Raw genomic sequence first — 25,313 nt, 5'->3', positions numbered from 1 at the left:
ATGGATCACTTCAACTACCGAGACGGCGAGCTGTACGCTGAAGAAGTGCCTCTGGCCCGCATCGCCGAGGCGGTGGGCACCCCCTGCTACGTCTATTCACGTGCCACCCTGGAACGCCACTTCCAGGCCTACCGCGAGGCGCTGGGTAGCCACCCGCATCTGATCTGCTACGCGGTCAAGGCCAACAGCAACCTGGCGGTGCTCAACGTGTTGGCGCGCCAGGGTGCCGGTTTCGACATCGTGTCTCAGGGCGAGCTCGAGCGGGTGCTGACCGCCGGGGGTGACCCGGCCAAGGTGGTGTTCTCCGGTGTCGCCAAGCGCCCCGACGAGATGGCGCGCGCGCTCGAGGTCGGCATCAAGTGCTTCAACGTGGAGTCGCGCCCAGAGCTTGAAGTGCTCAATGAAGTGGCAGGCCGCCTGGGCAAGGTGGCGCCGGTGTCATTGCGGGTCAATCCCGACGTCGACGCGGGCACCCATCCGTATATCTCCACCGGACTCAAGGACAACAAGTTCGGTATCCCGGTGGATGAGGCGCTGGAGGTCTACCGCCTGGCCGCCGAACTGCCGCACCTCAAGGTCACCGGGCTCGACTGCCATATCGGCTCCCAGCTCACCGAGATCGCTCCCTTCCTCGACGCCCTGGAGCGTCTGCTGGTGCTGCTCGACCGCCTGCGCGAGGAGAACATCGAGGTCTCGCACCTCGACCTGGGCGGCGGCCTCGGCGTGCCCTACAGGGACGAGACGCCGCCGGCCCCGTTCGACTACGCCTCGAAGCTGCTCGAGCGCCTGTCGCGCTGGGACGGCGGCGAGCGCCTGACGCTGCTGTTCGAGCCGGGCCGCTCGATCGCCGCCAACGCCGGCGTCATGCTGACCCGGCTGACCTACGTGAAGCCCGGCGAAACCAAGAACTTCGCCATCGTCGACGCGGCCATGAACGACCTGATGCGGCCCTCGCTGTACCAGGCCTGGCAGGCCATCATCGAAGTCGACACTCGCCTGGACCGCGCAAGCGACGTCTACGACGTGGTCGGCCCGGTGTGCGAGACCGGCGACTTCCTCGGCAAGGAGCGTCAACTGGCGGTGGCCCCCGGCGACCTGCTGGCGGTGCGCTCGGCAGGCGCCTACGGCTTCGTGATGGCCTCCAACTACAACAGCCGCCCGCGTCCGGCGGAGGTACTGGTGGACGGCGACGGCTATCAGGTGGTGCGCCGACGCGAGACCCTCGAGGACCTCTGGGCCGGTGAGTCGCTGCCCGGCGAATCGCAACCGGGATCGGCATCGGGATCGACGTCAGGAGCACCGCGCTGATGCTTCTGCACTTCACCAAGATGCATGGCCTGGGCAACGACTTCATGGTGGTCGATCTGGTCACCCAGCGGGCCCGCATCGAGGCCGAGGAAATCCGCCGTCTGGCCGACCGGCGCTTCGGCATCGGTTTCGATCAGCTACTGGTGGTGGAACCGCCGCGGGACCCGGACATGGACTTTCGCTACCGGATCTACAACGCCGACGGCAGCGAGGTCGAGAATTGCGGCAATGGTGCGCGCTGCTTTGCCCGCTTCGTACGCGACAAGCGGCTGACCCACAAGCGCCAGATCCAGGTCGAGACCGCCGGCGGCCCGCTGGTGCTGGACGTGCATGACGACGAGCAGGTCAGCGTCGACATGGGTGCCCCGCGCTTCGCCCCGCCGAGCCTGCCCTTCGAGGCCGACGAGGACCGCCTGCGTCACACCCTCGAGGTCGACGGCGAGACCCTCGAGATCGCCGTCGCCTCCATGGGCAACCCCCACGCGGTGATCAAGGTCGACAGCGTCGACCAGGCGCCGGTGGAGCGCCTGGGACCGCTGGTCGAACACCACCCGCGCTTTCCCAAGCGGGTCAACGTGGGCTTCATGCAGGTGGTCTCCAGCCACGAGATTCGCCTGCGGGTGTTCGAGCGTGGCAGCGGCGAGACCCTGGCCTGTGGTACCGGCGCCTGCGCTGCGGTGGCCTGCGGCATTCGCCAGGGCCTGCTCGAAAGCCCGGTGACCGTCCACCTGCCCGGCGGCAGCCTGACGATCCGCTGGGAAGGTGGCGAGCGCCCCTTGATCATGACCGGCCCCGCCGAGCGGGTGTTCGATGGACGAATTCCGCTGCGTTGACCCCAGGCGCACAGGACTCGACGGGACTGGGCTAAGCTGCCAGCAAGGTACCGGTCCCTCGCGTTCCCGGAACCTCGATCCAGCCTAGACATTGAACTCCAACAGGAAGACGCGCATGCCTCAAGCCGCCCCAGAGCCCCGCAAGACGCTCGACCCGGACCGCGTCGCCGAATGGCTGGCACGCCACCCGGACTTCTTCGTCGGTCGCGAAGGCCTGCTGCAGAGCCTCACGATTCCCCACCCGGAGACCCAGGGCGCCACCTCGCTGCTGGAACGGCTGGTCCATGACCTGCGCAAGCGCGCCGAAGGCGCGGAACTGCGGCTCGAGCAACTGCTCGACTCGGCCCGCCACAACGAGGCGCAGTATCGGCGCACCCGCGAGCTGGTGCTGGCACTGCTGGAAGCACAGGACAACGACGCCCTGGGCCAGGCCCTGGCCACCCAGCTAAGCGAGCGCTTCCAGACGCCGGCGGTGTCGCTTTGGTGCCCCGCCAGCCTGACCGATCGCGACCCCAGACCGCCCCAGGCCCCGCGTCACGTGCTCGACGACCACACCGGCCAGCGCCTGACCGCGCTGCTCGATGGGCGCGCCAGCCGCTGTACCCGTCTTACCCCCACCGACTGGAAGCGCCTGCTGCCCCACGCCAAGGCGCCGACCAAGTCGGGCTCCTGCGCCATCGCCCGCATGACCCTGGGCGAGCCCCAGGGCTTTGTGGTGCTGGCAAGCCCTGATCCCGACCATTTCCGTGCCAGCATGGACACCCTGTTTACCGAGTACCTGGCCGAGGTGCTGGTGCGCCTGAGCGTGCGCCTGTGCGAGCGTGATGATGGCTGAGAAGGCGGCTGAGAAGGTGGCTGAAAAGGCGACTGAGTGGCAGCTTGACCGCGCGGTGGCGGACTTCCTCGATGAGCTGGGCCGCACCGCCAGTCCTGCCACCGTCGACGCCTACCGGCGTGACCTGGCGACCTTCGAGAACTGGTGGCACGCACAGGCGAACGAGACGGGCGCCAGGCCGCCGGATGATCAAGCACTGACCTCCCACACGCTCAGGCGTTTTCTGGCCGCCGAACGCAGCCGGGGCATGGCACCGCGCAGCCTGAAGCGCCGCCGCGCCGCGCTGTCGCGACTGTGTGAACACCTGGTGGCGGCTGGCCGGCTCGACTACAACCCGGTCGGCCTGAGCCGCGGCCCCCGGGCGCCGAAGGATCTACCGCGGCCGGTGGACGTGGACCTGCTGGCGCGCTTTCTCGACACCCCCCACGATGGCTCGCCGCTGTCGGTACGCGACCAGGCGATGCTGGAACTGCTCTACTCCAGCGGATTGCGGCTGGCGGAACTGGCGGCGCTGGATCTCCCCGACCTTCACGGCGGCCGGGTGCGTGTCCTCGGCAAGGGCAACAAGCCGCGCCAGGTGCCGGTGGGCTCGCGTGCGCGCCGGTCCATCGACCAGTGGCTCGGCGTGCGCTCGGTGCTGGCCGCCGACGGCGAAACAGCGCTGTTCGTCGGCCAGCAGGGCCGCCGGCTGGGCCATCGCGCCATCCAGGCACGCCTGGTCACCCAGGCCCGCCGGCGCGGACTGCCGGAGCACCTGCATCCCCACCGCCTGCGCCACTCCTTCGCCAGCCACCTGCTGGAATCGAGTCAGGACCTGCGCGCCGTCCAGGAGCTGCTGGGCCACGCCAACCTGTCCACCACCCAGGTCTATACCCGGCTGGACTGGCAGCACCTGGCCGAGAGCTACGACAAGGCCCACCCTCGCGCGCGGCGCAGCCGGAGCGACGACAGCCATCCCGGAGACACCCCTTGATCGACCACGCTGCAGCGGACGACTTCCGCCGACTCAAGGCCATCACCTTCGATCTGGACGACACCCTGTGGGATAACAGCGGCGTCATGCAGCGCACCGAGCAGGGCCACGTCGAATGGCTGACCGAACACCTCGGCGCCTGGCAGCGCGGCCGCGAGGAGCCGTTGACGCCCCCCATCGCGCTGGCGGACTACCTGCGCGAGCGCCAGGCCCTGGCCAGGCGCAGCTGGTCGCGGCGCGGCGACTTCAGCTGGCTGCGTGAGCGCACCCTGATCCAGCTGCTGGAAGAAAGCGGCGTCAACCGGGCGGCAGCCCACTGGTGGGCGGCGCTGGCGATGCAACGTTTTCACGCGCTGCGCATCCTGGTCACGCCGTTTCCCGACACCGACGCCATGCTGGAAAGACTAAAGGGCCGCTATCGTCTCGGCAGCATCACCAACGGCAACGTGGCCTTCCACCGTCTGCCGCTGGCCCGCCACTTCCAGGCGCGTATCGCCGCCGGCGAGATGTTCGCCCCCAAGCCCGATCCGCGGCCCTTTCTGGCGATGCTGGCACGGCTTCAGGTCAAGGCCTGCGAGACCCTGCACGTGGGCGATTCCTGGGAGGAAGACGTGCTGCCGGCGATTCGCCTGGGCTTGCGGGCGATCTGGATCGCGCCGCCAGAGGCCGAGACGGATCCCTTGCCACGCGGCGTGACCCGCCTGGCCCGGGTCACCGAGCTGGAAGCCCTGCTCGGTGAGCATCTGGATCAATAAAGCGAGAAAAACCCCGGCGGTCGCCGACGTCGCGTGGTAAACCGGCAGGCACCTGTGCCATGAGTGCCTGCTGCCATGCCCCGCCCGCTTTATCGCTTCCTTGCTTTATCACCATCGACCCGGCGTCGCCTGCGACGCGCCCTCAAGTTCGGGCTGGCGTTTGCACTGCTTCCGGGGCCGGGGCTTGTTTCAGGGCTTGTTTCAGGACTGGGACCGGGGCTTCCCTTGCCCCTGGGCATAGCGCCAGCCCTGGCGGCACGCCCTACCTGCGACACCGTACGTCCGCCCGGTACCTGCGGCCTCTTCAGCACCGGCATGTCCTACCCCTCGACCTTGTCCGGCACCACGCCGGAAGGCGACACCGCCGGGATAGCCTCCTTCCACACCACCTACGCCTGCCAGACCGGCAGCGACGGTCGTGTCTACATCCTGCTCGACACCCAGGGGGCCTACGACAGCGCCACCGGTGACGCCGAAAGCTCAGTGCAGGGCTTCTACTTCGACAAGGCCGACACCAGCATGGGCGGCCATCACCACCAGACCCTGGTCGCCTCCCTGCGCACCGCCAACCACGCATCTGGCTGCGTATCCGGCAGCGTCACGAAGGAGATCCCGATCGTGCGCCATGGCGATACCGAACCGGGCTTCTACAGCCAGTTTACCTACTCACCTCATACCCACGTGGCGACCAGCACCGGCGCCAGCGACAACTATACCGGCACGGTAGTCGGCCTTGGCGGCGGTTACGTCACCGTGATCGAGAGCACCTGCCGGATGTGGGTCCCCAACATCACCCTGCCCGACATCGACCTCGGTGAACTGCCAAGCACCGGATCTCGGGCGGGCACTACCACCGCCTACCTGAACTTCAACAACTGCGATGAAGTCAACATGGCGGACCTGTCCATACGCTCGGGCGGCGCCAGCGTCATCAACGCCAGACAAGGCATCCTCGGCAACGACGACACCTCAGGCGGCGGCGCCAAGGGCATCGGGCTGGCGCTGGAAATCGACCCATTTTCGGTCAACGCCTTCTCCCCTGTGGACCTGTCAGGCTCCCGGACGATTGGCCTGATGGGGCAGGCGCCCAGGGTTCCGCTGCGAGTCAGCTACTACCGCCATGCCGAGCAGGCATCCGGTGGGCGCGTCAAGGGCCTGCTGGAGGTCACCGCTACTTACAAGTAGTCGGCGGGCTCGTCGTGCCTACTGGCCGGCATGCTCAAGCCAGCCGTCCAGGCGGCGATGGGCTTCTTCAACGCCCTGACGCTTGAGCGCCGAGAACAGCTGCACGCTGACCAGATCCTCCCACTCCCGCAGTCGCGAGCGGACCTGCTGCAGGGCGTTCTTGGCGGCGCCCTGCTTCAGCTTGTCAGCCTTGGTCAGCAGAATGTGCACCGGCAGGTCTCGTTCATCGGCCACGTCCAGCAGCGCCAGGTCGAACTCGGTCAACGGGTGACGCACGTCCATCACCAGCACCAGTCCCTTGAGCGAAGCGCGCTTCTGGAGGTATTCGGCCAGGTGGCGCTGCCACTCCAATTTGACCTTTTCGGGCACCTTGGCGTAGCCGTAGCCGGGCAGGTCCACCAGCCGGCGTTCGCTGTCCTCGCCCAGCGAAAAGACGTTGATCAGCTGGGTGCGGCCCGGCGTCTTGGAGGTACGAGCGAGCGCCTTCTGTTGGGTGATGGTGTTGATCGCGCTGGACTTTCCGGCATTGGAGCGTCCGGCGAAGGCGACCTCGACGCCACTGTCTTCGGGGCATCGGGCCAGCGTCGGCGCACTGGTTAGGAATCGGGCCAAGGAGTAGTTGAAAGCCATGAGATGGAAGAAATCCTGACGGTGATCAAAGGTAGGGTCGAGGGCCCTGGCATTCCCGCCCCCGGGGTGTTTGGTTATAGTAAGCTTTGAGGCGGCTGCGACCCGGGGAATCATCATAACATTGTGCCGCTGTCGCCAGCGACCGGCCTCAGCGCGGGCGCTTCCCCCTGCAGTGAAGGCCATACCTTCCGCGGGACCGTGAAAACATTAAAAACGGCATAAGTGAACTAGCGATGAGACAGTTACTGGCAAGCCTGGCAATCTCCCTCGGCGTCGTCGGCGCCGCCCATGCCGACCTCCAGAGTGACGCAGACGCCGCCGCAGGACGCGACAAGGCCACCGCCTGCGCCGCCTGTCACGGCCAGACCGGCGCCAGCATCGCGCCGACCTTCCCCAACCTGGCCGGCCAGCAGGCCTCCTACCTGGCCAAGCAGATCATCGACATCCGTGACGGCACCCGTCCGGTGCCGCAGATGGCGGGGCAGGTGGACAACTTCAGCGACCAGGACGCCTGGGACGTTGCCGCCTTCTTCGCCGGCCAGGACCCGGTGGTGGGGCAGGCCAAGGACGACGAGGCGTTGCTCGAGCGCGGCGAGGCGCTCTACCGCGCCGGCGACCTGGCCAAGGGCATCCCGGCCTGCAGCGCCTGCCATGGCCCGACCGGCAGCGGCATCGGCTCGGCGGTCTATCCCGGGCTGTCCGGCCAGCATGCCGGTTACGTGGTCAGCACCCTGCAGGCATTCGCCTCCGGCGCCCGCGCCAACAGCCCCGGCGGCGTGATGGCCGACATCGCCGCCAAGATGAGCGATGCCGACATGGAAGCCGTGGCCAACTACGTCCAGGGCCTGCACTGATCGATTCGCCTTTCGATGCGTCCCGCGGGGCGGCCCTTGTGGCCGCCCCGTTGCGTTTACAAGCAAAGATCAACATATGCCGCCTGCCCATTCGGGATATTCGGGAACCCTTCGAACGTTGTAGACTCAAAACAGCGTTCGCTTTGCGGCTCCAGGTTCGTCGCGCCCACGCGCCGCCATGGCATGCCCGCCTCAATCAAGGAGAAAACATTCTATGCTGAAGTCACTGATGATGGGCCTCGCCGGCCTTGGCCTGTCGACCATGGCGGTCGCCGCCTCGATCACCGAGGGCGAGGACTACACCGTCGCCCCCAATCAGGTCGAGCTGGGTAGCGACGATGGCAAGATCAACGTGACCGAAGTGTTCTGGTATGGCTGCCCTCACTGCTACTCGCTGGAAGACCCGCTCAACGCCTGGGTCGCCGAGTTGCCCGACGACGTCGAGTTCGAACGCATGCCGGCCACCCTGGGCGAGACCTGGGTCAAGCACGCCAAGGCCTTCTATGCCGCCGAGCAACTCGAGATTCTCGACGAGGTGCATGAGGACTTCTTCGATGCCATCCATCAGGAAGGCGAGCAGCTTACCGAGCCAGCAGACATCGCCGCCTTCTTCAGCGACTACGGTGTCAGCGAAGAGCAGGCACTCAAGGCACTGGACGGCTTCGGCGTGAAGTCCCAGATCAATCGCGCCAGCGCCACCATGCGCAACCTCGAACTGATGGGCGTGCCCGCGCTGATCGTCGATGGTCGCTACATCGTCTCGCCGAGCACCGCCGGCAGCCTCGACAACATGCCGCGCATCGCCGAGGCGCTGGTGGAGCAGATCCGCAGCGAACAGGAGTCTGGCGCCCAATGAGTTCACTGGCCGAGGAACGCCACCCCACGCTGGACGGAGGTCACCTGAGGCTGGTGACCTTCAACCTGCAGGTAGGTATCCAGACCTCGGCCTATCACCATTATTTCACTCGTAGCTGGCAGCACCTGTTGCCTCACCCGCGTCGTCAACGACGACTCGACATGATCGCCGAGGTGCTGTCGCACTTCGACATGGTGGGGCTACAGGAAGTGGACGGCGGCAGCTTCCGCTCGAATCAGGTCAACCAGCTCGAGTACCTGGCGGGACAAGGCGGTTTCCCTCACCACTACCAGCAGCTCAACCGCAACCTCGGTCGGCTTGCCCAGCACAGCAATGGCCTGCTCTCCCGGCTGGCCCCCAGCCGCATCGAGGAGCATCGACTGCCAGGGACCCTGCCCGGCCGGGGCGCCATCCATGCTCGCTTCGGCCAGGGCCCCGAGGCCCTGCACCTGTTCGTCGCTCACCTGGCCCTGGGCCAGCGCACCCAGAACCTGCAGCTCGACTACCTCAGCGAGCTGATCCAGCCGCTCAAGCACGTGGTGGTGATGGGGGACTTGAACTGCACCCCGGATCGGCTGCACGCCCACGACCGCTTCTGTGCCTCGCTGCCGCTGCACCCGGTGCGACCGGCGCTGAGCTACCCTTCCTGGCGCCCCAGCCGAGCGCTGGACCATATCCTGCTGTCGTCGTCGCTGGAGGCCGACGAGGCCGAAGTGCTCGACCGCCTGTTCTCGGACCACCTGCCGGTGGCCGTCGATATTCGCCTGCCCCAGCCCTGCCTCACCGCCATCCAGGCCGATCAACCCGAACAGCCTGCCTGAGCTACCCGCCTGACCTTCCCACCTGACCTTCCCACCTGAGCTGCCCACCTGAGCTGCCCGCCAGAGCCACCCTGTCGGCGGCGGACGACGCGAGCGCAGACCTCGACTTTCGGTGTCATGACAGTGCTACCTCGACTGCCGTATAGTCAGCGTTGACGTGCACCGAGATTCGCTAATGTCTCCGCGTGCCACACTATCCGTGACTCCAGGCGCCCCCCGGCAACCCGACGTCCCGCCCTGGCGACGGCGTGCCCGGGCGCCAGCCTGGACAATGATCGCCCTGACACCACCAGCGAGTTCCTATGTCTACATCTTCCGGCTTGCCGGGGCCACTGGCGGCCCTGGACGCCTTCTCCGAACGCCTTGGCAGGGGCCTTTCCTGGCTGATCCTGGCGATGATGATCATCCAGTTCCTGATCGTGGTGCTGCGCTATGCCTTCAGCGTCAACAGTATCCCCATGCAGGAATCGGTGATGTACATGCACGCCTCTGTGTTCATGCTGGCGGCGGCCTACACCTTGAAGCACGGCGGACACGTGCGCGTCGACATCTTCTATCGGGCGATGTCGCCCAAGCGCAAGGCGCTGGTCGACCTGCTTGGCACCCTGCTGCTGCTGTTGCCGGTGATGGGCTTCGTGATCGCCACCAGCCTCGGCTACGTCGGCAAGTCCTGGGCCATCTTCGAGGGCTCGCCCGACGCCGGTGGCATCCCCGGCGTGTTCCTGCTGAAGACGCTGATACCGGCCTTCGCCGTGCTGATGATTGTCCAGGGGATCGTCGAGATCTACCGCAACGCCCTGATTCTGAAAGGACGTCTCGACCCCAACGCCCTTCCCCATGACGCCGACGAGGAGCACCTTTAAATGCTGGAGTTCATGCCCCTGGTGCTGTTCGGTGTCATCTGTACGGTCTTGATGTTCGGTTTTCCGGTCGCGCTGTCGCTGGCCGGTACCGCCCTGGCCTTTGCCGGGCTCGGCTACGGCCTGGAGTCCCTCGGCATCGATGCCAACTTCGACGGCAGCTACCTCAACGCCTTCCCCAATCGCCTCTACGGCATCATGACCAACACCACCCTGCTGGCGGTGCCCTTGTTCGTGCTGATGGGCGTGCTGCTCGAGAAGTCCAAGGTCGCCGAAACCCTGCTCGACGCCATGGCCCTGCTGTTCGGCTCGCTGCGCGGCGGACTCGGCATCTCGGTGACCCTGGTCGGCATGATGCTGGCCGCTTCCACCGGCATCGTCGGCGCCACCGTGGTCACCATGGGCCTGATGTCGCTGCCGACCATGCTCAAGCGCGGCTACAGCCAGTCGCTGGCCACCGGCACCATCTGCGCCACCGGCACCCTGGGTCAGATCATCCCGCCGTCCATCGCTCTGGTGCTGCTTGGTGACGTGCTGTCCAGCGCCTACCAGCAGGCCCAGCTGTCCATGGGCATCTTCAGTCCCAAGACGGTGTCGGTGGGCGATCTGTTCATGGGGGCGCTGGTCCCGGGCCTGATCCTGGTGCTGGTGTATATCGTCTACGTCAGCCTGGTGGCGCTGTTCAAGCCCAGCGCCGCCCCTGCCGCCGATCGCCAGGAACTGATGGCCGAGCTGGGCCACACCTCGGGCATCGGCCTGTTGCTGCTCAAGGGCCTGGTGCCGCCCATCGTGCTGATCGTCGCGGTGCTCGGCTCGATCCTGGCCGGACTGGCCACCCCCACCGAGGCTTCCGCGGTGGGTGCCTTCGGCGCCCTGGTGCTGGCTCTGGCCTATCGTCGCCTCGATCTGGCCACGCTCAAGGACGTGCTGCGCTCCACCACCCACGTCACCACCATGGTGTTCCTGATCCTGATCGGCGCGGCACTGTTTTCACTGGTATTCCGCGCCTACGGCGGTGAAGAGCTGGTCACCCATCTGTTCGAGAACATGCCTGGCGGGGTAGTCGGCGCCACCATCATCGTGATGCTGGTGATCTTCCTGCTCGGCTTTATCCTCGACTTCATCGAGATCACCTTCGTGGTGGTGCCGATCGTCGGTCCGATTCTGCTGGCCATGGGCCTGGATCCAATCTGGCTGGGCATCATGATCGCGATCAACCTGCAGACGTCCTTCCTGACGCCTCCCTTCGGCTTCGCCCTGTTCTATCTGCGCGGGGTGGCCCCGGAGTCGGTACCGACGTCCGCGATCTACCGAGGCGTCATTCCGTTCATCGTGCTGCAGCTCGGCATGCTGCTGGCCCTGTCATTCTTCCCGGAACTCGCCACCTGGCTGCCGGAGCAGTTCTGATGCCGAAAACCTCTGCGCCGGGCCCTTTCACTCTCGACGCTGGCCCGCAGCTCGCCACCTGGCTGCCGGAGCAGTTCTGACCCGGCGCGTTGGCGATGCGTGGACGGCAGCCCACGCCGGGGGGCGCCCCCGGCGTCTATAGTTGCCCGACGAGCCATCGCCCGCTTCACGGCGTCTCGGGCCATCCCGCGAGACGCCAACTACCCGCCGGCCCTACCCTGGCCGGCAGGTCCCGACAACGCCAATACCATACAAAGGGGACTTACATGCAACGCAGCTCAATCGCCAAGGCCATTACCCTCGCCGGTGCCTCCGGTCTACTGCTGGTCGGAGCCCAGGCCCAGGCCCAGGACACCTTCGAGTGGAAGCTGGTCACCTCCTGGCCGAAGAACTTCCCCGGTGTCGGCCAGGGTCCCGAGCGTCTGGCCAAGCTGGTCGAGGAAATGTCCGACGGCCGCCTGACGATCGAGGTGTTCGGTGCCGGCCAGCTGGTACCGGGCTTCGAGGTCTTCGACGCCGTCGCCGAAGGCACCGCCCAGATGGGCCACTCTGCCTCCTACTACTGGAAGGGCAAGGCGCCCGCCGCCCAGTTCTTCGCCGCCGTGCCCTTCGGCATGAACGCCCAGGAAATGAACGCCTGGCTGCACTATGGTGGCGGCCTGGAGCTGTGGAACGAGCTCTACGATGACTTCGGCGTCGAGGTCATGACCGCCGGCGCGTCCGGCGTACAGATGGGCGGCTGGTACAACCAGGAAATCAATTCGGTCGACGACCTGGACGGCCTCAAGATGCGCATGCCGGGCCTCGGTGGTGAGGTCATGAACCGCATGGGCGTGGCCATCGTCAATATGCCCGGCGGCGAGATCTTCACCTCGCTGCAGTCCGGCGCCATCGATGCCACCGAGTGGATCGGTCCGTACAACGACCTGGCCTTCGGCCTGCACCAGGCCGCCGAGTACTACTACTACCCGGGCTGGCATGAGCCGACGGTGATGTTCGAGGCCATCGTCAACGATGAGGCCCTGGCCGAACTACCCGCCGACCTTCAGGCGATCCTGCGCACCGCGGTACGCGACGTGAACCAGGACGTGCTGGACGAGTACACCGCGCGCAACAACGATGCCCTGGCCACCCTGATCAACGAACACGACGTCCAGCTGCGCAAGCTGCCCGACGACGTGCTCGCCCAGGCTCAGGAGATCTCCGCCGAGGTGGTGCAGGAACTGGCCGACTCCAGCGATATCGCCGGTCGCATCTACGAGTCGTACCGCGACTTCCAGGACAAGGTGGTGAACTACCACGCCATCTCCGAGCAGGCCTACTACAACGCCCGCAACCCGGACGGCGGCACCGACTTCGGCCAGGAGTAACCCATCCAAAAGGTGTCGAGCATTGCCGACACAAGCACCCAGGGGCCGCCTCGCGCGGCCCCTGTCCGTTTTCGGGGCACGGGCGGACATCGTGTCGACTCTCGAGCCTTGCTCAAAGCGCTCGCTCTCGAGCAGTGATCAGCCGCAGCTGAAATAGCGTTCGGCAAACCACAGCAGCACCGCGTAGCGCCCGCCCTTGCTGACGACGATCCACAGCGTGGCACGCCACCACGGCAGCCGGGCGATTCCCGCGAGTACCGTCAGCGGATCCCCCACCACCGGCAGCCAGGCCAGCAGCAGACTCGCTTCTCCGCCCTTGCGATACCAGCGCTGGGCTCGTGCCAGTCCCGCCCGGGAGGCGGGAAACCAGCGCCGATCCACATACTGGGTGGCGTAGCGGCCCAGGGCGACATTGACCAGACTGCCCAGGGTATTGCCCAGGGTGGCAACCAGCCACAGCGCCAGCGGCGCTTCGCCCCGGCACCACAGCCCGGCCAGCCATAGCTCGGACCCTCCGGGCAGCAGGGTGGCGCTGGCAAACGCCATGACAAACAGACTCAGCATGATGCGCTCGACATTGGCTCTCTCAGCGCCGCCTCTTGTATTCTGTGTCTTCTGCTGACTTTCGGGTGTCTTTCATGTCCCACACCGTATCCATCCCTCACACGCTGACCATCGCCGGCTCCGATCCTTCTGGCGGCGCCGGCCTCCAGGGCGACCTCAAGACGCTGTCGGCCCTGGGCACCTATGCCACCAACGTCATCACCGCGGTGATCGCGCAGAATACCTGTGGGGTACGCGAGGTGCACCCGGTGGCTGCAGAGAGCATCCGGGTGCAGCTCGATCACCTGCTCGACGACGTGCGCATCGACGCGGTGAAGATCGGCATGGTCGCCAGCCGCGAGGTCGCCGAGACCCTGCGTGAAGCGCTCGAGGCCAGGCGTCCCCGCTGGATCGTGCTCGACCCGGTGATGGTGGCCAAGAGCGGCGACATCCTGGTGGATGAAGCCGGGATCAGCGCGGTACGCGATGTGCTGGTGCCGCTGGCCGACGTGATCACCCCCAACCTGCCCGAGGCGGCGGTGCTGCTGGGGGTCGAGCCGCCCACCAGCGCCGATGCCATGGAGGCGATGCTGCCGGCGCTCAAGCAACTGTCCGCCCCCTATGTGCTGCTCAAGGGTGGCCATCTCGATGGTGATAGCTGTCCCGACCTGCTGGCCTCGCCCGGTGGCGATCGCTGGCTGCCGGCGCCGCGCATCGATACCCAGAACCTGCATGGTACCGGTTGCGCCCTGTCCTCGGCGATCGCCGCCAAGCTGGCCCATCTGCCCCAGGACGCCGACGAGTCGCAGGTCATCGACGCCATCGGCGACGCCAAGCGCTGGCTGCACCAGGCGCTCGACGCAAGCCGGCGGCTGTCGGTGGGCCAGGGGCGCGGCCCGGTGCATCACTTCCACGCCTGGTGGTAGCGGCAGGAGCAGTGGCGGGCGATGGCGGGCAGTAGAGGGCACGAAATGCCCAGTCTGATCTGATCCGAGCGCAGGACGGCGCTATCGTGCACTGACAGGGACTGACGACACCGTCGCTTGCGCGAATCGGCACGTCCGCCCATGCTGAAGGTTCACCCACTGGCGTCGTGAGGGCAGAGCCATGACTCGCACCCTGCTGTTTGCCTGTGACCTGTCGGCAGAAAACCGTTCCGCCTTCGGCCGCGCCATCCGCCTGGCCAACGAGATGGGCGCCCGTCTCGATGTACTGCACGTGCTGGATCCCTACCTGCCGCACCGGGTGCTGCGCGACCTGGAAGGTGCGGTAGTAGATGACATCCACGCCATCGCCACCGACCTGCGCGAGGACTACGCACTGGCCGAACCGCCGCTGCTGGTGCAGACGGTGACCGGCGCCCCCTACGCCGAGATCATCCGTGAGGCCCACGATCGCAACGCCGAGATGATCATCCTCGGCACCCATCGCAAGCGCGGACACCCTGACCTGATCGGCGGCACCACCCTGGCCCGGGTGCTGTTGAGCGCCCCCTGTCCGGTGCTGACTGTCAGCCAGCCCCCCGCAGAGCCGTGGAACGACATTCTGGTCCCGGTGGACTTCTCCCTGACCTGCCGTCGCACCCTGCGCGAGACCCTGCGACACTTTCCGGAATCCCGCCTCGAGTTGCTCCACGCCTGGGACGTGCCGGGCGAGCGCGAACTCGGCTCCGATACTGACTTCGCGCAGTGGCGCGATCGTGAGGTCATCCGACTTAGACAGCAGCTCGAACAGGAGATCGACCACCTGATGGCGGAATTCGATCGGGTGCCGGAACTGGAACTGGTGCTGGAACAGGGCGACCCCCTGGACGTGTTGATCGCCCATCTGCGCCGTCAGCCTCCCGATCTGCTGGCGCTGGGCAACCGCAGTCAGGCGGGCAGACGCAGTCAGATTACCAAGCGTCTGCTGGCGGAGCCCCGTTGCGACATCATGCTGTGCCGCGCCTGGTAGTCACGGGAAGAACGCTCTACAAAAACTGTACATAAGTCATATCTCGCGCCATGATGTGTACAACATCATGTCACGGGAGTTTCATCATGCCTTCGCGACAACCCCGACAGCACCCGCTGGTTCGGCTGCTTGCCGCCGTCAGCCTGATCACCTGTCTGACCCTGACCATGGCCGCGCCCCCCGAGGCCAACGCCCAGACGTTGACGCAGCAGGTCAGCGTCAAGAGCGCTAGCTTTGCCACCCAGATCGACGACGGCCGGCGCTACGAGATGATCGGCCACGGGCTCTTCACCTATCTGGTGTGGGACGCCTACGCCGGCGCCTACTACCAGGCCGCGGGGTACCCCCGCCCCGCTCCCGAATCCGACGTCCCGCGCCGGCTGGTGCTGCACTATTTCCATGCCATCGAGGCCGACGACTTCGCCAGCACCACCCTCGATACCGTACGCGAGCAGGTCGGCGCCGTGGACTTTCCGTCGATTCGCCGCCCGCTGACCGCGCTGGTCGACAGCTATCGCTCGGTCGCGCCGGGCGACCGCTATTCGCTGACCTGGGATGGCGAGAGCCTGATCCTGGCGCTTAATGGTGCCCCGCTGTACCGCTCCAACGACAAGGCGCTTGCCAACGCCATGTTCGCCATCTGGCTCGGTGAAGATCCCCTGGACCGCGACTTCCGCGACGCTCTGCTGGGGCGCTGACGCCGGCACCTCCCCGGGCGATCGAGCCCGTGCTAGGCTAGCGGGCCCTGCTGTGTGCAATCCCCCACCTGTTGCCAGAGGAAGCCCTGCATGAAAGCCCTGATCCAACGTGTCCGCCGTGCCAGTGTCGAGGTCGAGGATCGCACCGTCGGCGCCATCGACCACGGCCTGCTGGCCCTGGTCGGGGTGGAAAAAGGCGATGACGAGGCCTCGGCCGACCGCCTGTTGCACAAGCTGCTGCACTATCGCGTGTTCGCCGACGACCAGGACAAGATGAATCTCAATGTGCAGCAGGCCGGTGGAGGCCTCTTGCTGGTATCCCAGTTCACCCTGGCCGCGGATACCCGCAAGGGGCTGCGTCCCAGCTTCTCCAGCGCGGCGCCACCGGCCGAAGGCGATCGTCTGTTTCACTACCTGCTCGACCAGGCCCGCCAGCGCCATGCGCCGGTGGCCAGTGGCGAGTTCGGCGCCAACATGCAGGTGGCATTGATAAACGACGGGCCGGTGACCTTTCTCCTGGAGAGCTGAGAGCCCCCTCCTGGCGCCGAGCGCCAATAGGCAGCGCACGCGGCGTCCTGCCGCCTGTCTGATCTTCAAAAGCCCGATGCAACGCGATGTCGGCGGGGCGGTAAACCAGGCTGTCTCGTCTAATCCCGTCTCGCCTTGATGTTTATGGAAACATTTACCACAATCACCTGTATACAAAAACAACCGGTGATCGTATCCATGAGCAACGCCCGCTACCCCGCCAGCGTCTCGGTCTTCGACTTCCACGGCCGGCCACCACTGAGCCGTGCCCTGCCACTGTCGCTGCAACACATCCTCGCCATGATCATGGGTACCATCACGGTGCCGATCATCGTCTCCGGTGCCATCGGCGCCTCCACCGCCGAAACCCTGCTGCTGATCCAGATCTCGCTGGTGGCCTCGGCGCTGTCGACGCTGATCCAGCTGTTCGGCGTCTGGCGCTTCGGTGCTCGCCTGCCGACCATCTTCGGTGTCGGCTTTGCCTACGTGCCCACCCTGACCGCCGTGGGCGCCCAGTATGGCCTCGGCGGCATCCTCGGCGCCCAGTTGATCGGCGGCATGGCGATGCTGCTGGTCGGGTTCGGTATCCGCCCGCTGCGTCATCTGTTTCCGCCGGTGGTGGCGGGGGTGGTGGTGCTGGTGATCGGCCTGTCGCTCTACGACATCGCCATCCACTACATGGCCGGGGGCAAGGGCAGCGCCGACTACGGTGGCGGCAGGCAGTGGCTGGTGGCGCTGGTCACTCTGGCCGTGGTGCTGGCGATTTCCCAGTTCGGGCGGGGCTTCATCAAGCTCGCCGCGATCATCTGCGGCATCGTGGTGGGCTACGCGCTGGCACTCGCGCTGGGCATGGTGGACTTCACTGCGGTGCATCAGGCGGCCTGGTTCAGCGCGCCGCGCCCGCTCCCCGTGACGCTCGAATTCGCGCCGGTGGCGATCCTGTCCATGGTGATCATCTGCGTGGTCAATTCGGTGCAGACCATCGGTGATCTATCCGCTACCACCATCGGTGGCATGAATCGCGAGCTGGGCCATCGGGAGCTGTCCGGGGGCTTGCTGGGCAACGGCCTGTGCACTCTGGTCGGTGCCCTGTTCGCGGCACTGCCGACGGCGTCGTTCAGCCAGAACGTCGGTATCGTCGCCATGACCAAGGTCATCAGTCGTTCGGTGCTGGCACTGGCGGCGCTGTTTCTGCTGGCGGCGGGACTGATGCCGAAGTTCGGCGCGCTGATGACCACCATTCCCTATCCGGTGCTCGGTGGCGCCACCATCACGGTGTTCGGCATGATTACCATGACCGGTATCCAGCTGCTGACCCGCGACGAGCTGTCCGGGCGCAACATGACCATCGCCAGCCTGGCGCTGGCGCTGGGCCTCGGGCTCGCCGCGGCGCCGCAGGCCATCGCCGCGCTGCCGGACACGATCGAGATGGCGATCGGTGGATCACCCGTGGTGGCGGCGGCGTTCACCGCCGTGCTGCTCAATCTGCTGCTGCCTCACAAGAGCCTGGCCGACGAGCAGGCCGAGCGCGAGCGGCTGGCCGCGCGCATGGAAGCCAGCGACACGGCTCCCGCTAGCGTGCCCGCCTCATCCCGGTGCGACTCGCAATAGCCGTTCGCCACACCCACTCGCCCCGGCTATCGAGCGATCCGGCGACCCGAGGCGCTATCGAACCGAGCGTGGCTCAGCCCGATAGCGCCTCGTTCATTTCCTCGAGCGCCTCTTCGGCGGCGAGCCAGTCGGCCTCCAGCTCCTCGAGGCGCGCCTTGAGCTCGCCCTGGCGCGCCAGACAGTCGGTCAGTTCCTGCTTGCGCGCCGCGTCGGTGTAGAGCTCGGCGTCGCCGAGCTGCGCTTCCACCTCACCGAGCTCAGCCTGGACCTTCTCCATGGCCTTTTCGGCCTTGTCCCGCTCGCGCTTCAAGGGCCTGAGCTTCTCGCGCAGCTCGGCGGCGGCGCGGCGCGAGGCCTTGCGATCCTCCCGCGGGGCGGCCTGGCCAGCCTCGGCCCTGTCGGCCTTGTCTTCCCTGGCCGCGCGACGATCGCTTTCCAGGCGTGACTTGAGCCAGGCCCGGTAATCCTCCAGATCGCCATCGAAGGGTTCGACCCGATGGTCGGCGACCTTCCAGAACTCGTCGACGGTGGCCTTGAGCAGGTGGCGGTCGTGGGATACCACGATCACCGTCCCTTCGAACGACGCCAACGCCTCGGTCAGCGCCTCGCGCATCTCCAGGTCCAGGTGGTTGGTCGGCTCGTCGAGCAGCAGCAGGTTGGGCTTCTGCCAGGCAATCAGGGCCAGCGCCAGGCGTGCCTTCTCGCCGCCGGAGAACAGCTCGACCCGGGCAAACACGTCGTCTCCTGGAAAGCCGAAGCCACCCAGGAAGTTGCGGATATCGCTGTCGGCGGCCTGGGGCGACAGGCGTTGAACATGGGTGAAGGGGGTCGCCTTGAGATCGAGCCCTTCGAGCTGGTGCTGGGCGAAGTAGCCCACCGCCAGGTGCTCGCCGGGCACCCGACGGCCAGAGAGCAGCGGCAGATCGCCGGTCAGCGACTTGATCAGGGTCGACTTGCCCGCGCCATTGGGACCGAGCAGTCCGATGCGCTGCCCCGGCAGCAGGGTCAGCTTCACGTCGGACAGCTGGGTGCGCTCGCTGCCGTCCTCACGACGATAGCCCAGGCTGGCGTCATCGATCACCAGCAGCGGATGGGACGTCTTGTCCGCCGCCGGCAGGCTAAAGTGAAAGGGGGAATCGACGTGGGCCAGGGCGATGTCGCCCATGCGCTCGAGCATCTTCAGTCGGCTCTGGGCCTGGCGCGCCTTGGTCGCCTTGTAGCGAAAGCGGGCGACAAACTTCTCGATTTCCTCGCGACGCGCCTGCTGCTTCTCGGCCTGGGCCTGCTGCAGCGCCAGCTTCTCGGCCCGGGTCCGCTCGAAGGTGGTGTAGTTGCCCCGATAGAGCACCAGGCTGCGACGATCGAAGTGCACGATGTGGTCACACACCGCATCGAGAAAGTCGCGGTCGTGGGAGATCAGCAACAGGGTGCCGGGATAGCGCGTCAGCCACTGCTCTAGCCACAGCAGGGCGTCCAGGTCCAGGTGGTTGGTCGGCTCATCGAGCAGCAGCACGTCGGAGGGCATGAACAGGGTACGCGCCAGGTTGGCTCGCATACGCCAACCGCCGGAGAACGCCGACAGCGGCTTGTCCAGATCGTGCTGGGCGAAGCCCAGCCCGACCAGCAACTGGGCCGCGCGGGCTGGCGCGCTGTAGCCGTCCAGCGCCTCGATGGCGCCGTGAAGTTCGGCCTCGCGGTGGTGGTCACCGTCGGCCTGGGCAGAGGCGAGGGCAGCCTCGGTACGCCTTAGCTCCGCATCCCCGTCGAGCACGTACTCGATGATGGGGCGAGACAGCGCCTCGACTTCCTGCGCCATATGGGCGATGCGCTGGCCGCCACTCATCTCGACCGCGCCCTTGTCGGCGCCGATCTCGCCGAGGATCAGGCCAAACAGACTGGACTTGCCGGCGCCATTGGGGCCCACGATACCGGCCTTGTGGCCGGCGTGCAGGGTCAGGTCGCCACCCTCGAACAACGGCTCGGCGCCGCGTTGCAGGGTTACTTGGCGCAGTGCAATCATCACGGCTCCATCGGGATGAGCCCGCCGGGCCGGGCACCCGCGAGCTTCTCTAATAAAAGAAGGATATCGTCTTGGACCCCGATTCTACCGAATTCACCGCTCGCCTGCGCCCTCGCCTGGCGACTTCGCCGCTATGGGACTTCGCCCTGGTAATCTATGCCCGGCCAGGCGTCGAGCAAGCCTGCCTGACGCTGCAGGATGAGCACGGCTGGGATGTGTGTGAACTGCTGTGGCGATGCTGGCTGTATCAACAGGGCGCCCAGGCAGGTGCGCTGCCGTCAGAGGTCGCAGCCTGGCAGCGCGAGGTCACCCAGCCTCTGCGCCGACTGCGCAGGGATCTGAAGCCCCAGGCGCAAGCCGACTCGCAGGTGGCGAGCGTTCGCTCGCGGATCAAGCAGGCGGAGCTCGAAGCCGAGCAACAATGCCTGCAGATGCTCATGAAAATTAGCCTGAACGAACTGGCTTTCTCGCCGATACCCGCCAGACGCCAAGGTCTAGAAAATGTGCTGCTTTCTAGCCAACAACGGCAGAAAAAAACGCAACTTATGGCCATAAGAAGCGTGGAAAGCCAGCTTGACCCTCTTCCGGCAGCGCGCTAGCCTGACGTTAACTGCATGAGAATTCCTGCATTTTCTGCATGATCGATCTTGTTCGCGCCAATAGCACAAGGTCCGAGATTCCGAAGCGAGACACGAAGCAATACAACAGGCGAGCGCGATCCGCCCATAGCTCCAACACCTGCAGAGGAACCACAAGAATGAAGGCAACACAGCTGCTGACCACCGCCAGCATCGGCGCCCTGATGCTGGGTCTTTCCTCCACCGCCATGGCCGACAACTGGCGCTACGCCCACGAAGAGTACGAGGGCGATGTCCAGGACGTCTTTGCCCAGGCGTTCAAGCAGTACGTCGAGGAGAATTCCGACCATTCCGTCCAGGTCTACCGCTTCGGCGAACTGGGTGAATCCGACGACATCATGGAGCAGACCCAGAACGGCATCCTGCAGTTCGTCAACCAGTCTCCCGGCTTCACCGGCGCGCTGATTCCCGAAGCCCAGATCTTCTTCATTCCCTACCTGCTGCCCACCGACGAAGAAACCGTGCTGAAGTTCTTCGACGAGAGCAAGGCGATCAACGAGATGTTCCCCGAGCTCTACGCCGAGCACGGGCTGAAGCTGATGCAGATGTACCCGGAAGGGGAAATGGTGGTCACCGCCGACGAGCCGATCACCTCGCCGGAGGACTTCGACAACAAGAAGATCCGCACCATGACCAACCCGCTGCTGGCGGAGACCTACGACGCCTTCGGCGCGACCCCCACGCCGCTGCCTTGGGGTGAGGTCTACGGCGGTCTGCAGACCGGCATCATCGACGGTCAGGAAAACCCGATCTTCTGGATCGAGTCCGGCGGTCTGTACGAGGTCTCCCCGAACCTGACCTTCACCGGCCACGGCTGGTTCACCACCGCCATGATGGCCAACCAGGACTTCTATGACGGCCTGTCCGACGAGGACAAGCAACTCGTCCAGGACGCCACCGACTCCGCCTACGACACCACCATCGAGCACATCCAGGGCCTCGCCGAAGAAGCCCTCGGCAAGATCCAGGAAGCGTCTGACGAGGTCACCGTGACTCGCCTGGACGACGAACAGATCCAGGCCTTCAAGGATCGCGCTCCGCAGGTCGAGGAGAAGTTCATCGAGATGACCGGTGAAGGCGGTCAGGAACTGCTCGACCAGTTCAAGGCTGACCTGGAAGCGGTTCAGTCCGGCGAGGAGTAATCCTCGTCTGAGCCATCGCTCCCGAAAGGGGCAGCCCTACCCGGCTGCCCCTTTTGTGTTTCCAGAGCCCTGAATAGCGACCCGACAGTCGCCGCCACGCCAGGCGCGCTGCGTGCATCCAGCGTTGACCAGATGGCTGCGAACCGCGACCCAGAGGGCGTACGCTGCGATACAGGTACGTGCGTTTCTCCCGGAATTCCCGACCAAGGATCCCATCATGACCGAAGAAGAATCCGAACAGCACTACCACTCGGGGTTGCCTGGTTTTCTGGGCACCATCGATACGTGGATCAGCAAGCTGGAAGCCATCATTCTTGCAGTGGGTGTGCTGCTGATGGCGGCCAATACCATCGCCAACGTCGTTGGCCGCTTCGTGCTCGGCGAGAGCATCTTCTTCAGCGGCGAGATCAACCGCATTCTGATCATCATGATCACCTTTGCCGGTATCGGCTATGCGGCGCGCCACGGGCGCCATATTCGCATGTCGGCGATCTACGATGCCCTGCCGGTAGGTGGCCGCAAGGCATTGATGATCTTCATCTCCCTGTTTACCTCTCTGGTGATGTTCTTCCTGCTGTACTACTCGGTGATCTACATCGTCGACCTGTATGACAAGGGGCGCATTCTGCCCGCCCTTGGCATCCCGATCTTCTGGATCTACCTGTGGGTACCGCTGGGCTTTCTGATCACCGGTATCCAGTACCTGCTCACCGCCATCAAGAACCTGACCTCCCGCGACGTCTACCTGTCGACCGGCGTGCTGGATGGCTACAAGGATACGGAGACCGAAGTATGAGTGACGCGACGGCGGCAGCAGGAGGACAGCCCCAATGACAACCATAATGGTCACCACCATGATCGCCCTGCTGTTGCTGGGCTTCCCCATGATGATCCCGTTGATCACCGCGGCGGTCATCGGTTTCTTCATGATGTTCAACGGCCTGGACCAGATGGACACGCTGATCCAGCAGATGATGGCGGGCATCCGGCCGGCCTCGCTGATCGCCGTGCCGATGTTCATCCTCGCCGCCGACATCATGACCCGCGGCCAGTCGGCAGAGCGCCTGATCAACATGGTCATGGCCTTCATCGGCCACGTGAAGGGCGGCCTGGCGGTATCCACCGCGGCCTCCTGCACCCTGTTCGGCGCCGTGTCCGGCTCGACCCAGGCCACCGTGGTAGCGGTGGGCTCGCCGCTGCGCCCGCGCATGCTCAAGGCCGGCTACTCCGACTCCTTCACCCTGGCGTTGATCATCAACTCGAGTGACATCGCCTTTCTGATCCCGCCCAGCATCGGCATGATCATCTATGGCGTGATCTCGGGCACCTCCATCGGCGAGCTGTTCATCGCCGGCATCGGGCCAGGCCTGCTGATCCTGCTGATGTTCTCCATCTACTGCGTGCTCTACGCGGTGATCCGCGACGTCCCCACCGAGCCCAAGGCGTCCTGGAGCGAGCGTCTCTCCGCGGTGCGTCAGGCGCTGTGGCCGCTGGGCTTCCCGGTGATCATCGTCGGCGGCATCTACGGCGGCATCTTCAGCCCCACCGAGGCCGCCGCGGCCTGCGTGCTGTACGCGGTGCTGCTGGAGTTCGTGGTGTTCCGATCGCTGAAGATGAACGACATCTACGCCATCGCCAAGTCCACCGGCCTGATCACCGCGGTGGTGTTCATCCTGGTCGCCGTGGGCAACGGCTTCTCGTGGATCATCTCCTTCGCCCAGATTCCGCAGGCCATGCTCGAGGCGGCCGGGATCAACGAAGCGGGTCCCACGGGTGTGCTGATCGCCATCTGCATCGCCTTCTTCGTCGCCTGCATGTTCGTCGACCCGATCGTGGTCATCCTGGTGCTGACGCCGATCTTCGCGCCGGCCATCGAGGCCACCGGACTCGACCCGGTACTGGTGGGTATCCTGATCACTCTGCAAGTGGCCATCGGCTCGGCGACGCCACCCTTCGGCTGCGACATCTTCACCGCCATCGCGATCTTCAAGCGGCCCTATCTGGACGTGATCAAGGGCACACCGCCGTTCGTGTTCCTGCTGATCCTGGCCGCGGCCCTGCTGATCATGTTCCCGCAGATTGCGTTGTTCCTGCGCGACGTCGCCTTCCGCTAGGCGGCGTCTATCGGATGCGCGGAGACCAAGCTTGAGGAGAGACCGATGTTCAATCGAATCCTGGTGGCGGTGGACGGCTCCAAGGGCGCCCTCAAGGCGCTGGAGAAGGCCGTTGGGCTGCAGTACCTGACCGGCGCCGAGCTCTACATCCTGTGCGTGTTCAAACACCACAGTCTGCTCGAGGCCTCCCTGTCGATGGTTCGCCCGGACAAGCTGGACCTGCCCGACGATGCCCTCAAGGAGTACGCCTCGGAGATCGCCGTGCATGCCAAGAACCACGCGGTGGAACTGGGGGTACCGCTGGAAAAGGTGCGCGCCTTCGTCAAGGGAGGCCGCCCCTCGCGCACTATCGTGCGCTTCGCCCGCAAGCGCGAGTGCGACCTGATCGTGATCGGCGCCCAGGGCACTAACGGCGACGCCAGCCTGATCCTGGGCAGTGTCGCCCAGCGGGTGTCGGGGTCGGCGCAGTGTCCGACCCTGGTGGTCTAGCGCCACATTCATCACGGCTAGCACAGACGCAGCCGCAACCACAGGCCCGGGTCATGCCCGGGCCTGCCTCGTAGGGGGTAACGCGCGGCGGGTGCGGAACCCTTTTGCCCCTGTTACAGTCACAACAACGACATTCACACTACGGCCAACGCGCCAGCCAAGGATTTCCATGAAGACACTGCTGACTTCCGCCTCCCTGATCGCCCTGCTGGGCGCCGCTCCCATGGCCTTTTCCGCCCCCGAGAGCGACCAGGAAAAGCTTAGCTACAGCCTGGGTGTGACCCTGGGCCAGAGCATCAAGCAAGACGTGGAAGACCTCGACACGGATGCCTTCAGCGAGGCGATCAAGGACGTGTTCGCCGACGACGGCCTCGACATGACCGACGAGGAGATCGCCGCCGCCCTGACCAAGTTCCAGGAAGAGGCCATGGCCAAGCGTGCTGAAGAACAGCAGCAACGTGCCGAAGAGATGGCCCAGCAGGCGGACGCCAACAAGCAGGAAGGCGAGGCCTACATGGCCGAGAACGCCGACAAGGACGGCGTTACCACTACCGACTCCGGGCTGCAGTACAAGGAGCTCGAGGAAGGTGACGGCGCCTCCCCCGAGGCCGGCGACACCGTGCAGGTCAACTACGAAGGCAAGCTGATCGATGGCACCGTGTTCGACAGCTCCTACGAGCGCGGCGAGCCGGTATCCTTCCAGGTGGGCCAGGTCATCGAGGGCTGGCAGGAAGCCCTGAAGATGATGAACGTGGGCGACACCTGGGAAGTCGTGATTCCGCCGGAGCTGGGCTACGGCGCGCGTGGCCAGGGCCCCATCGGCCCCAACGAGACCCTGATCTTCAAGGTCGAGCTGCTTGACGTGAACCCCAGCGACGAAGGCTGAGTCG

At 65.6% G+C, this 25,313-nt stretch carries 26 protein-coding genes; 23 read left to right on the top strand and 3 right to left on the bottom strand.

What is annotated here, in order from left to right; all coding sequences use genetic code 11:
- The 6 genes from lysA (at position 1) to NKF27_RS00715 (ending at position 5,889) form a co-directional block, all read left to right on the top strand.
- A complete protein-coding gene (gene lysA / locus NKF27_RS00740) occupies positions 1-1,308 on the top strand; it encodes a diaminopimelate decarboxylase (RefSeq protein ID WP_253554919.1) in 1,308 nt (435 codons plus the stop codon).
- On the top strand, positions 1,308-2,141 hold the full coding sequence (gene dapF / locus NKF27_RS00735; protein ID WP_108449492.1) for a diaminopimelate epimerase: 834 nt from the start codon (positions 1,308-1,310) through the stop codon (positions 2,139-2,141). The genes lysA and dapF overlap by 1 nt, the downstream gene beginning before the upstream one ends.
- Before the next feature lie 115 nt (positions 2,142-2,256).
- Positions 2,257-2,976, top strand: a complete 720-nt coding sequence (locus NKF27_RS00730) for a DUF484 family protein (RefSeq protein WP_045993941.1) — start codon at positions 2,257-2,259, stop codon at positions 2,974-2,976.
- Between the two features lie 16 nt (positions 2,977-2,992).
- The gene (locus NKF27_RS00725; RefSeq protein WP_253554917.1) at positions 2,993-3,949 is read left to right on the top strand and encodes a tyrosine recombinase XerC; all 957 of its coding nucleotides are present in this window, start codon (positions 2,993-2,995) and stop codon (positions 3,947-3,949) included.
- Positions 3,946-4,704, top strand: coding sequence for an HAD family hydrolase (locus NKF27_RS00720; protein ID WP_253554915.1), 759 nt, complete (start codon positions 3,946-3,948; stop codon positions 4,702-4,704). Before NKF27_RS00725 ends, NKF27_RS00720 begins: the two co-directional genes overlap by 4 nt.
- Positions 4,705-4,779: 75 nt before the next feature.
- Positions 4,780-5,889, top strand: coding sequence for a fimbrial protein (locus NKF27_RS00715; protein WP_253554914.1), 1,110 nt, complete (start codon positions 4,780-4,782; stop codon positions 5,887-5,889).
- Between the two features lie 18 nt (positions 5,890-5,907).
- Here the strand turns inward: NKF27_RS00715 and yihA are convergent, their stop codons facing one another.
- On the bottom strand, positions 5,908-6,519 hold the full coding sequence (gene yihA / locus NKF27_RS00710; RefSeq protein ID WP_253554912.1) for a ribosome biogenesis GTP-binding protein YihA/YsxC: 612 nt from the start codon (positions 6,517-6,519) through the stop codon (positions 5,908-5,910).
- A gap of 233 nt (positions 6,520-6,752) precedes the next feature.
- On the opposite strand from yihA, the gene NKF27_RS00705 reads away from it, so the two are divergent.
- The 6 genes from NKF27_RS00705 to NKF27_RS00680 all read left to right on the top strand — a co-directional run bounded on the left by NKF27_RS00705 (position 6,753) and on the right by NKF27_RS00680 (position 12,687).
- Positions 6,753-7,373, top strand: a complete 621-nt coding sequence (locus NKF27_RS00705) for a cytochrome c (protein ID WP_253554910.1) — start codon at positions 6,753-6,755, stop codon at positions 7,371-7,373.
- 214 nt (positions 7,374-7,587) lie between these two features.
- Positions 7,588-8,229 (top strand): thiol:disulfide interchange protein DsbA/DsbL, encoded by a 642-nt coding sequence (locus NKF27_RS00700; protein ID WP_253554909.1) that lies wholly within the window; start codon positions 7,588-7,590, stop codon positions 8,227-8,229.
- Positions 8,226-9,050 carry an endonuclease/exonuclease/phosphatase family protein gene (locus NKF27_RS00695; RefSeq protein ID WP_253554908.1) on the top strand — a complete coding sequence of 275 codons (825 nt, stop codon included), beginning with the start codon at positions 8,226-8,228 and terminating at the stop codon, positions 9,048-9,050. Before NKF27_RS00700 ends, NKF27_RS00695 begins: the two co-directional genes overlap by 4 nt.
- A gap of 302 nt (positions 9,051-9,352) precedes the next feature.
- The gene (locus tag NKF27_RS00690) at positions 9,353-9,913 is read left to right on the top strand and encodes a TRAP transporter small permease subunit (RefSeq protein WP_253554907.1); all 561 of its coding nucleotides are present in this window, start codon (positions 9,353-9,355) and stop codon (positions 9,911-9,913) included.
- Positions 9,914-11,317, top strand: coding sequence for a TRAP transporter large permease subunit (locus NKF27_RS00685; protein WP_108131869.1), 1,404 nt, complete (start codon positions 9,914-9,916; stop codon positions 11,315-11,317).
- Between the two features lie 266 nt (positions 11,318-11,583).
- Complete coding sequence (locus NKF27_RS00680) at positions 11,584-12,687, top strand: TRAP transporter substrate-binding protein (RefSeq protein ID WP_045993932.1); 1,104 nt, start codon at positions 11,584-11,586, stop codon at positions 12,685-12,687.
- A gap of 138 nt (positions 12,688-12,825) precedes the next feature.
- On the opposite strand, the gene NKF27_RS00675 is transcribed toward NKF27_RS00680, so the two are convergent.
- The gene (locus tag NKF27_RS00675) at positions 12,826-13,251 is read right to left on the bottom strand and encodes a YqaA family protein (RefSeq protein WP_045993931.1); all 426 of its coding nucleotides are present in this window, start codon (positions 13,249-13,251) and stop codon (positions 12,826-12,828) included.
- 74 nt (positions 13,252-13,325) lie between these two features.
- Between NKF27_RS00675 and thiD the strand changes: the two genes are divergently transcribed.
- The 5 genes from thiD (at position 13,326) to NKF27_RS00650 (ending at position 18,020) form a co-directional block, all read left to right on the top strand.
- On the top strand, positions 13,326-14,156 hold the full coding sequence (thiD, locus tag NKF27_RS00670) for a bifunctional hydroxymethylpyrimidine kinase/phosphomethylpyrimidine kinase (protein ID WP_253554906.1): 831 nt from the start codon (positions 13,326-13,328) through the stop codon (positions 14,154-14,156).
- Between the two features lie 181 nt (positions 14,157-14,337).
- A complete protein-coding gene (locus tag NKF27_RS00665) occupies positions 14,338-15,183 on the top strand; it encodes a universal stress protein (protein WP_045993929.1) in 846 nt (281 codons plus the stop codon).
- Between the two features lie 86 nt (positions 15,184-15,269).
- Positions 15,270-15,881, top strand: a complete 612-nt coding sequence (locus tag NKF27_RS00660) for a chalcone isomerase family protein (RefSeq protein ID WP_253554905.1) — start codon at positions 15,270-15,272, stop codon at positions 15,879-15,881.
- A 90-nt stretch (positions 15,882-15,971) separates the two neighbouring features.
- Positions 15,972-16,409: a D-aminoacyl-tRNA deacylase gene (gene dtd, locus NKF27_RS00655; RefSeq protein ID WP_045993928.1), complete on the top strand. Its 438-nt coding sequence runs from the start codon at positions 15,972-15,974 to the stop codon at positions 16,407-16,409.
- Between the two features lie 198 nt (positions 16,410-16,607).
- A complete protein-coding gene (locus NKF27_RS00650; RefSeq protein ID WP_253554903.1) occupies positions 16,608-18,020 on the top strand; it encodes a uracil-xanthine permease family protein in 1,413 nt (470 codons plus the stop codon).
- A 73-nt stretch (positions 18,021-18,093) separates the two neighbouring features.
- Here the strand turns inward: NKF27_RS00650 and NKF27_RS00645 are convergent, their stop codons facing one another.
- Complete coding sequence (locus NKF27_RS00645) at positions 18,094-20,040, bottom strand: ATP-binding cassette domain-containing protein (RefSeq protein WP_253554901.1); 1,947 nt, start codon at positions 20,038-20,040, stop codon at positions 18,094-18,096.
- Positions 20,041-20,111: 71 nt separating this feature from the next.
- On the opposite strand from NKF27_RS00645, the gene NKF27_RS00640 reads away from it, so the two are divergent.
- The 6 genes from NKF27_RS00640 (at position 20,112) to NKF27_RS00615 (ending at position 25,309) form a co-directional block, all read left to right on the top strand.
- The gene (locus NKF27_RS00640) at positions 20,112-20,639 is read left to right on the top strand and encodes a TIGR02444 family protein (RefSeq protein ID WP_253554899.1); all 528 of its coding nucleotides are present in this window, start codon (positions 20,112-20,114) and stop codon (positions 20,637-20,639) included.
- Positions 20,640-20,797: 158 nt separating this feature from the next.
- Positions 20,798-21,820 (top strand): TRAP transporter substrate-binding protein DctP, encoded by a 1,023-nt coding sequence (dctP, locus tag NKF27_RS00635; RefSeq protein ID WP_108131873.1) that lies wholly within the window; start codon positions 20,798-20,800, stop codon positions 21,818-21,820.
- Positions 21,821-22,037: 217 nt separating this feature from the next.
- The gene (locus tag NKF27_RS00630; RefSeq protein WP_045993924.1) at positions 22,038-22,616 is read left to right on the top strand and encodes a TRAP transporter small permease; all 579 of its coding nucleotides are present in this window, start codon (positions 22,038-22,040) and stop codon (positions 22,614-22,616) included.
- A 34-nt stretch (positions 22,617-22,650) separates the two neighbouring features.
- Entirely contained in the window at positions 22,651-23,934 is a 1,284-nt protein-coding gene (locus tag NKF27_RS00625) for a TRAP transporter large permease (protein ID WP_045993923.1), read from the top strand.
- A gap of 45 nt (positions 23,935-23,979) precedes the next feature.
- Positions 23,980-24,423 carry a universal stress protein gene (locus tag NKF27_RS00620; RefSeq protein ID WP_045993922.1) on the top strand — a complete coding sequence of 148 codons (444 nt, stop codon included), beginning with the start codon at positions 23,980-23,982 and terminating at the stop codon, positions 24,421-24,423.
- 169 nt (positions 24,424-24,592) lie between these two features.
- On the top strand, positions 24,593-25,309 hold the full coding sequence (locus tag NKF27_RS00615) for an FKBP-type peptidyl-prolyl cis-trans isomerase (RefSeq protein WP_045993921.1): 717 nt from the start codon (positions 24,593-24,595) through the stop codon (positions 25,307-25,309).
- Positions 25,310-25,313 lie beyond the last annotated feature (4 nt).

This window comes from Halomonas sp. DN3 (assembly GCF_024137905.1).
Taxonomy (GTDB): domain Bacteria; phylum Pseudomonadota; class Gammaproteobacteria; order Pseudomonadales; family Halomonadaceae; genus Halomonas; species Halomonas litopenaei.
This window is presented reverse-complemented; position numbering and strand designations above follow the sequence as displayed.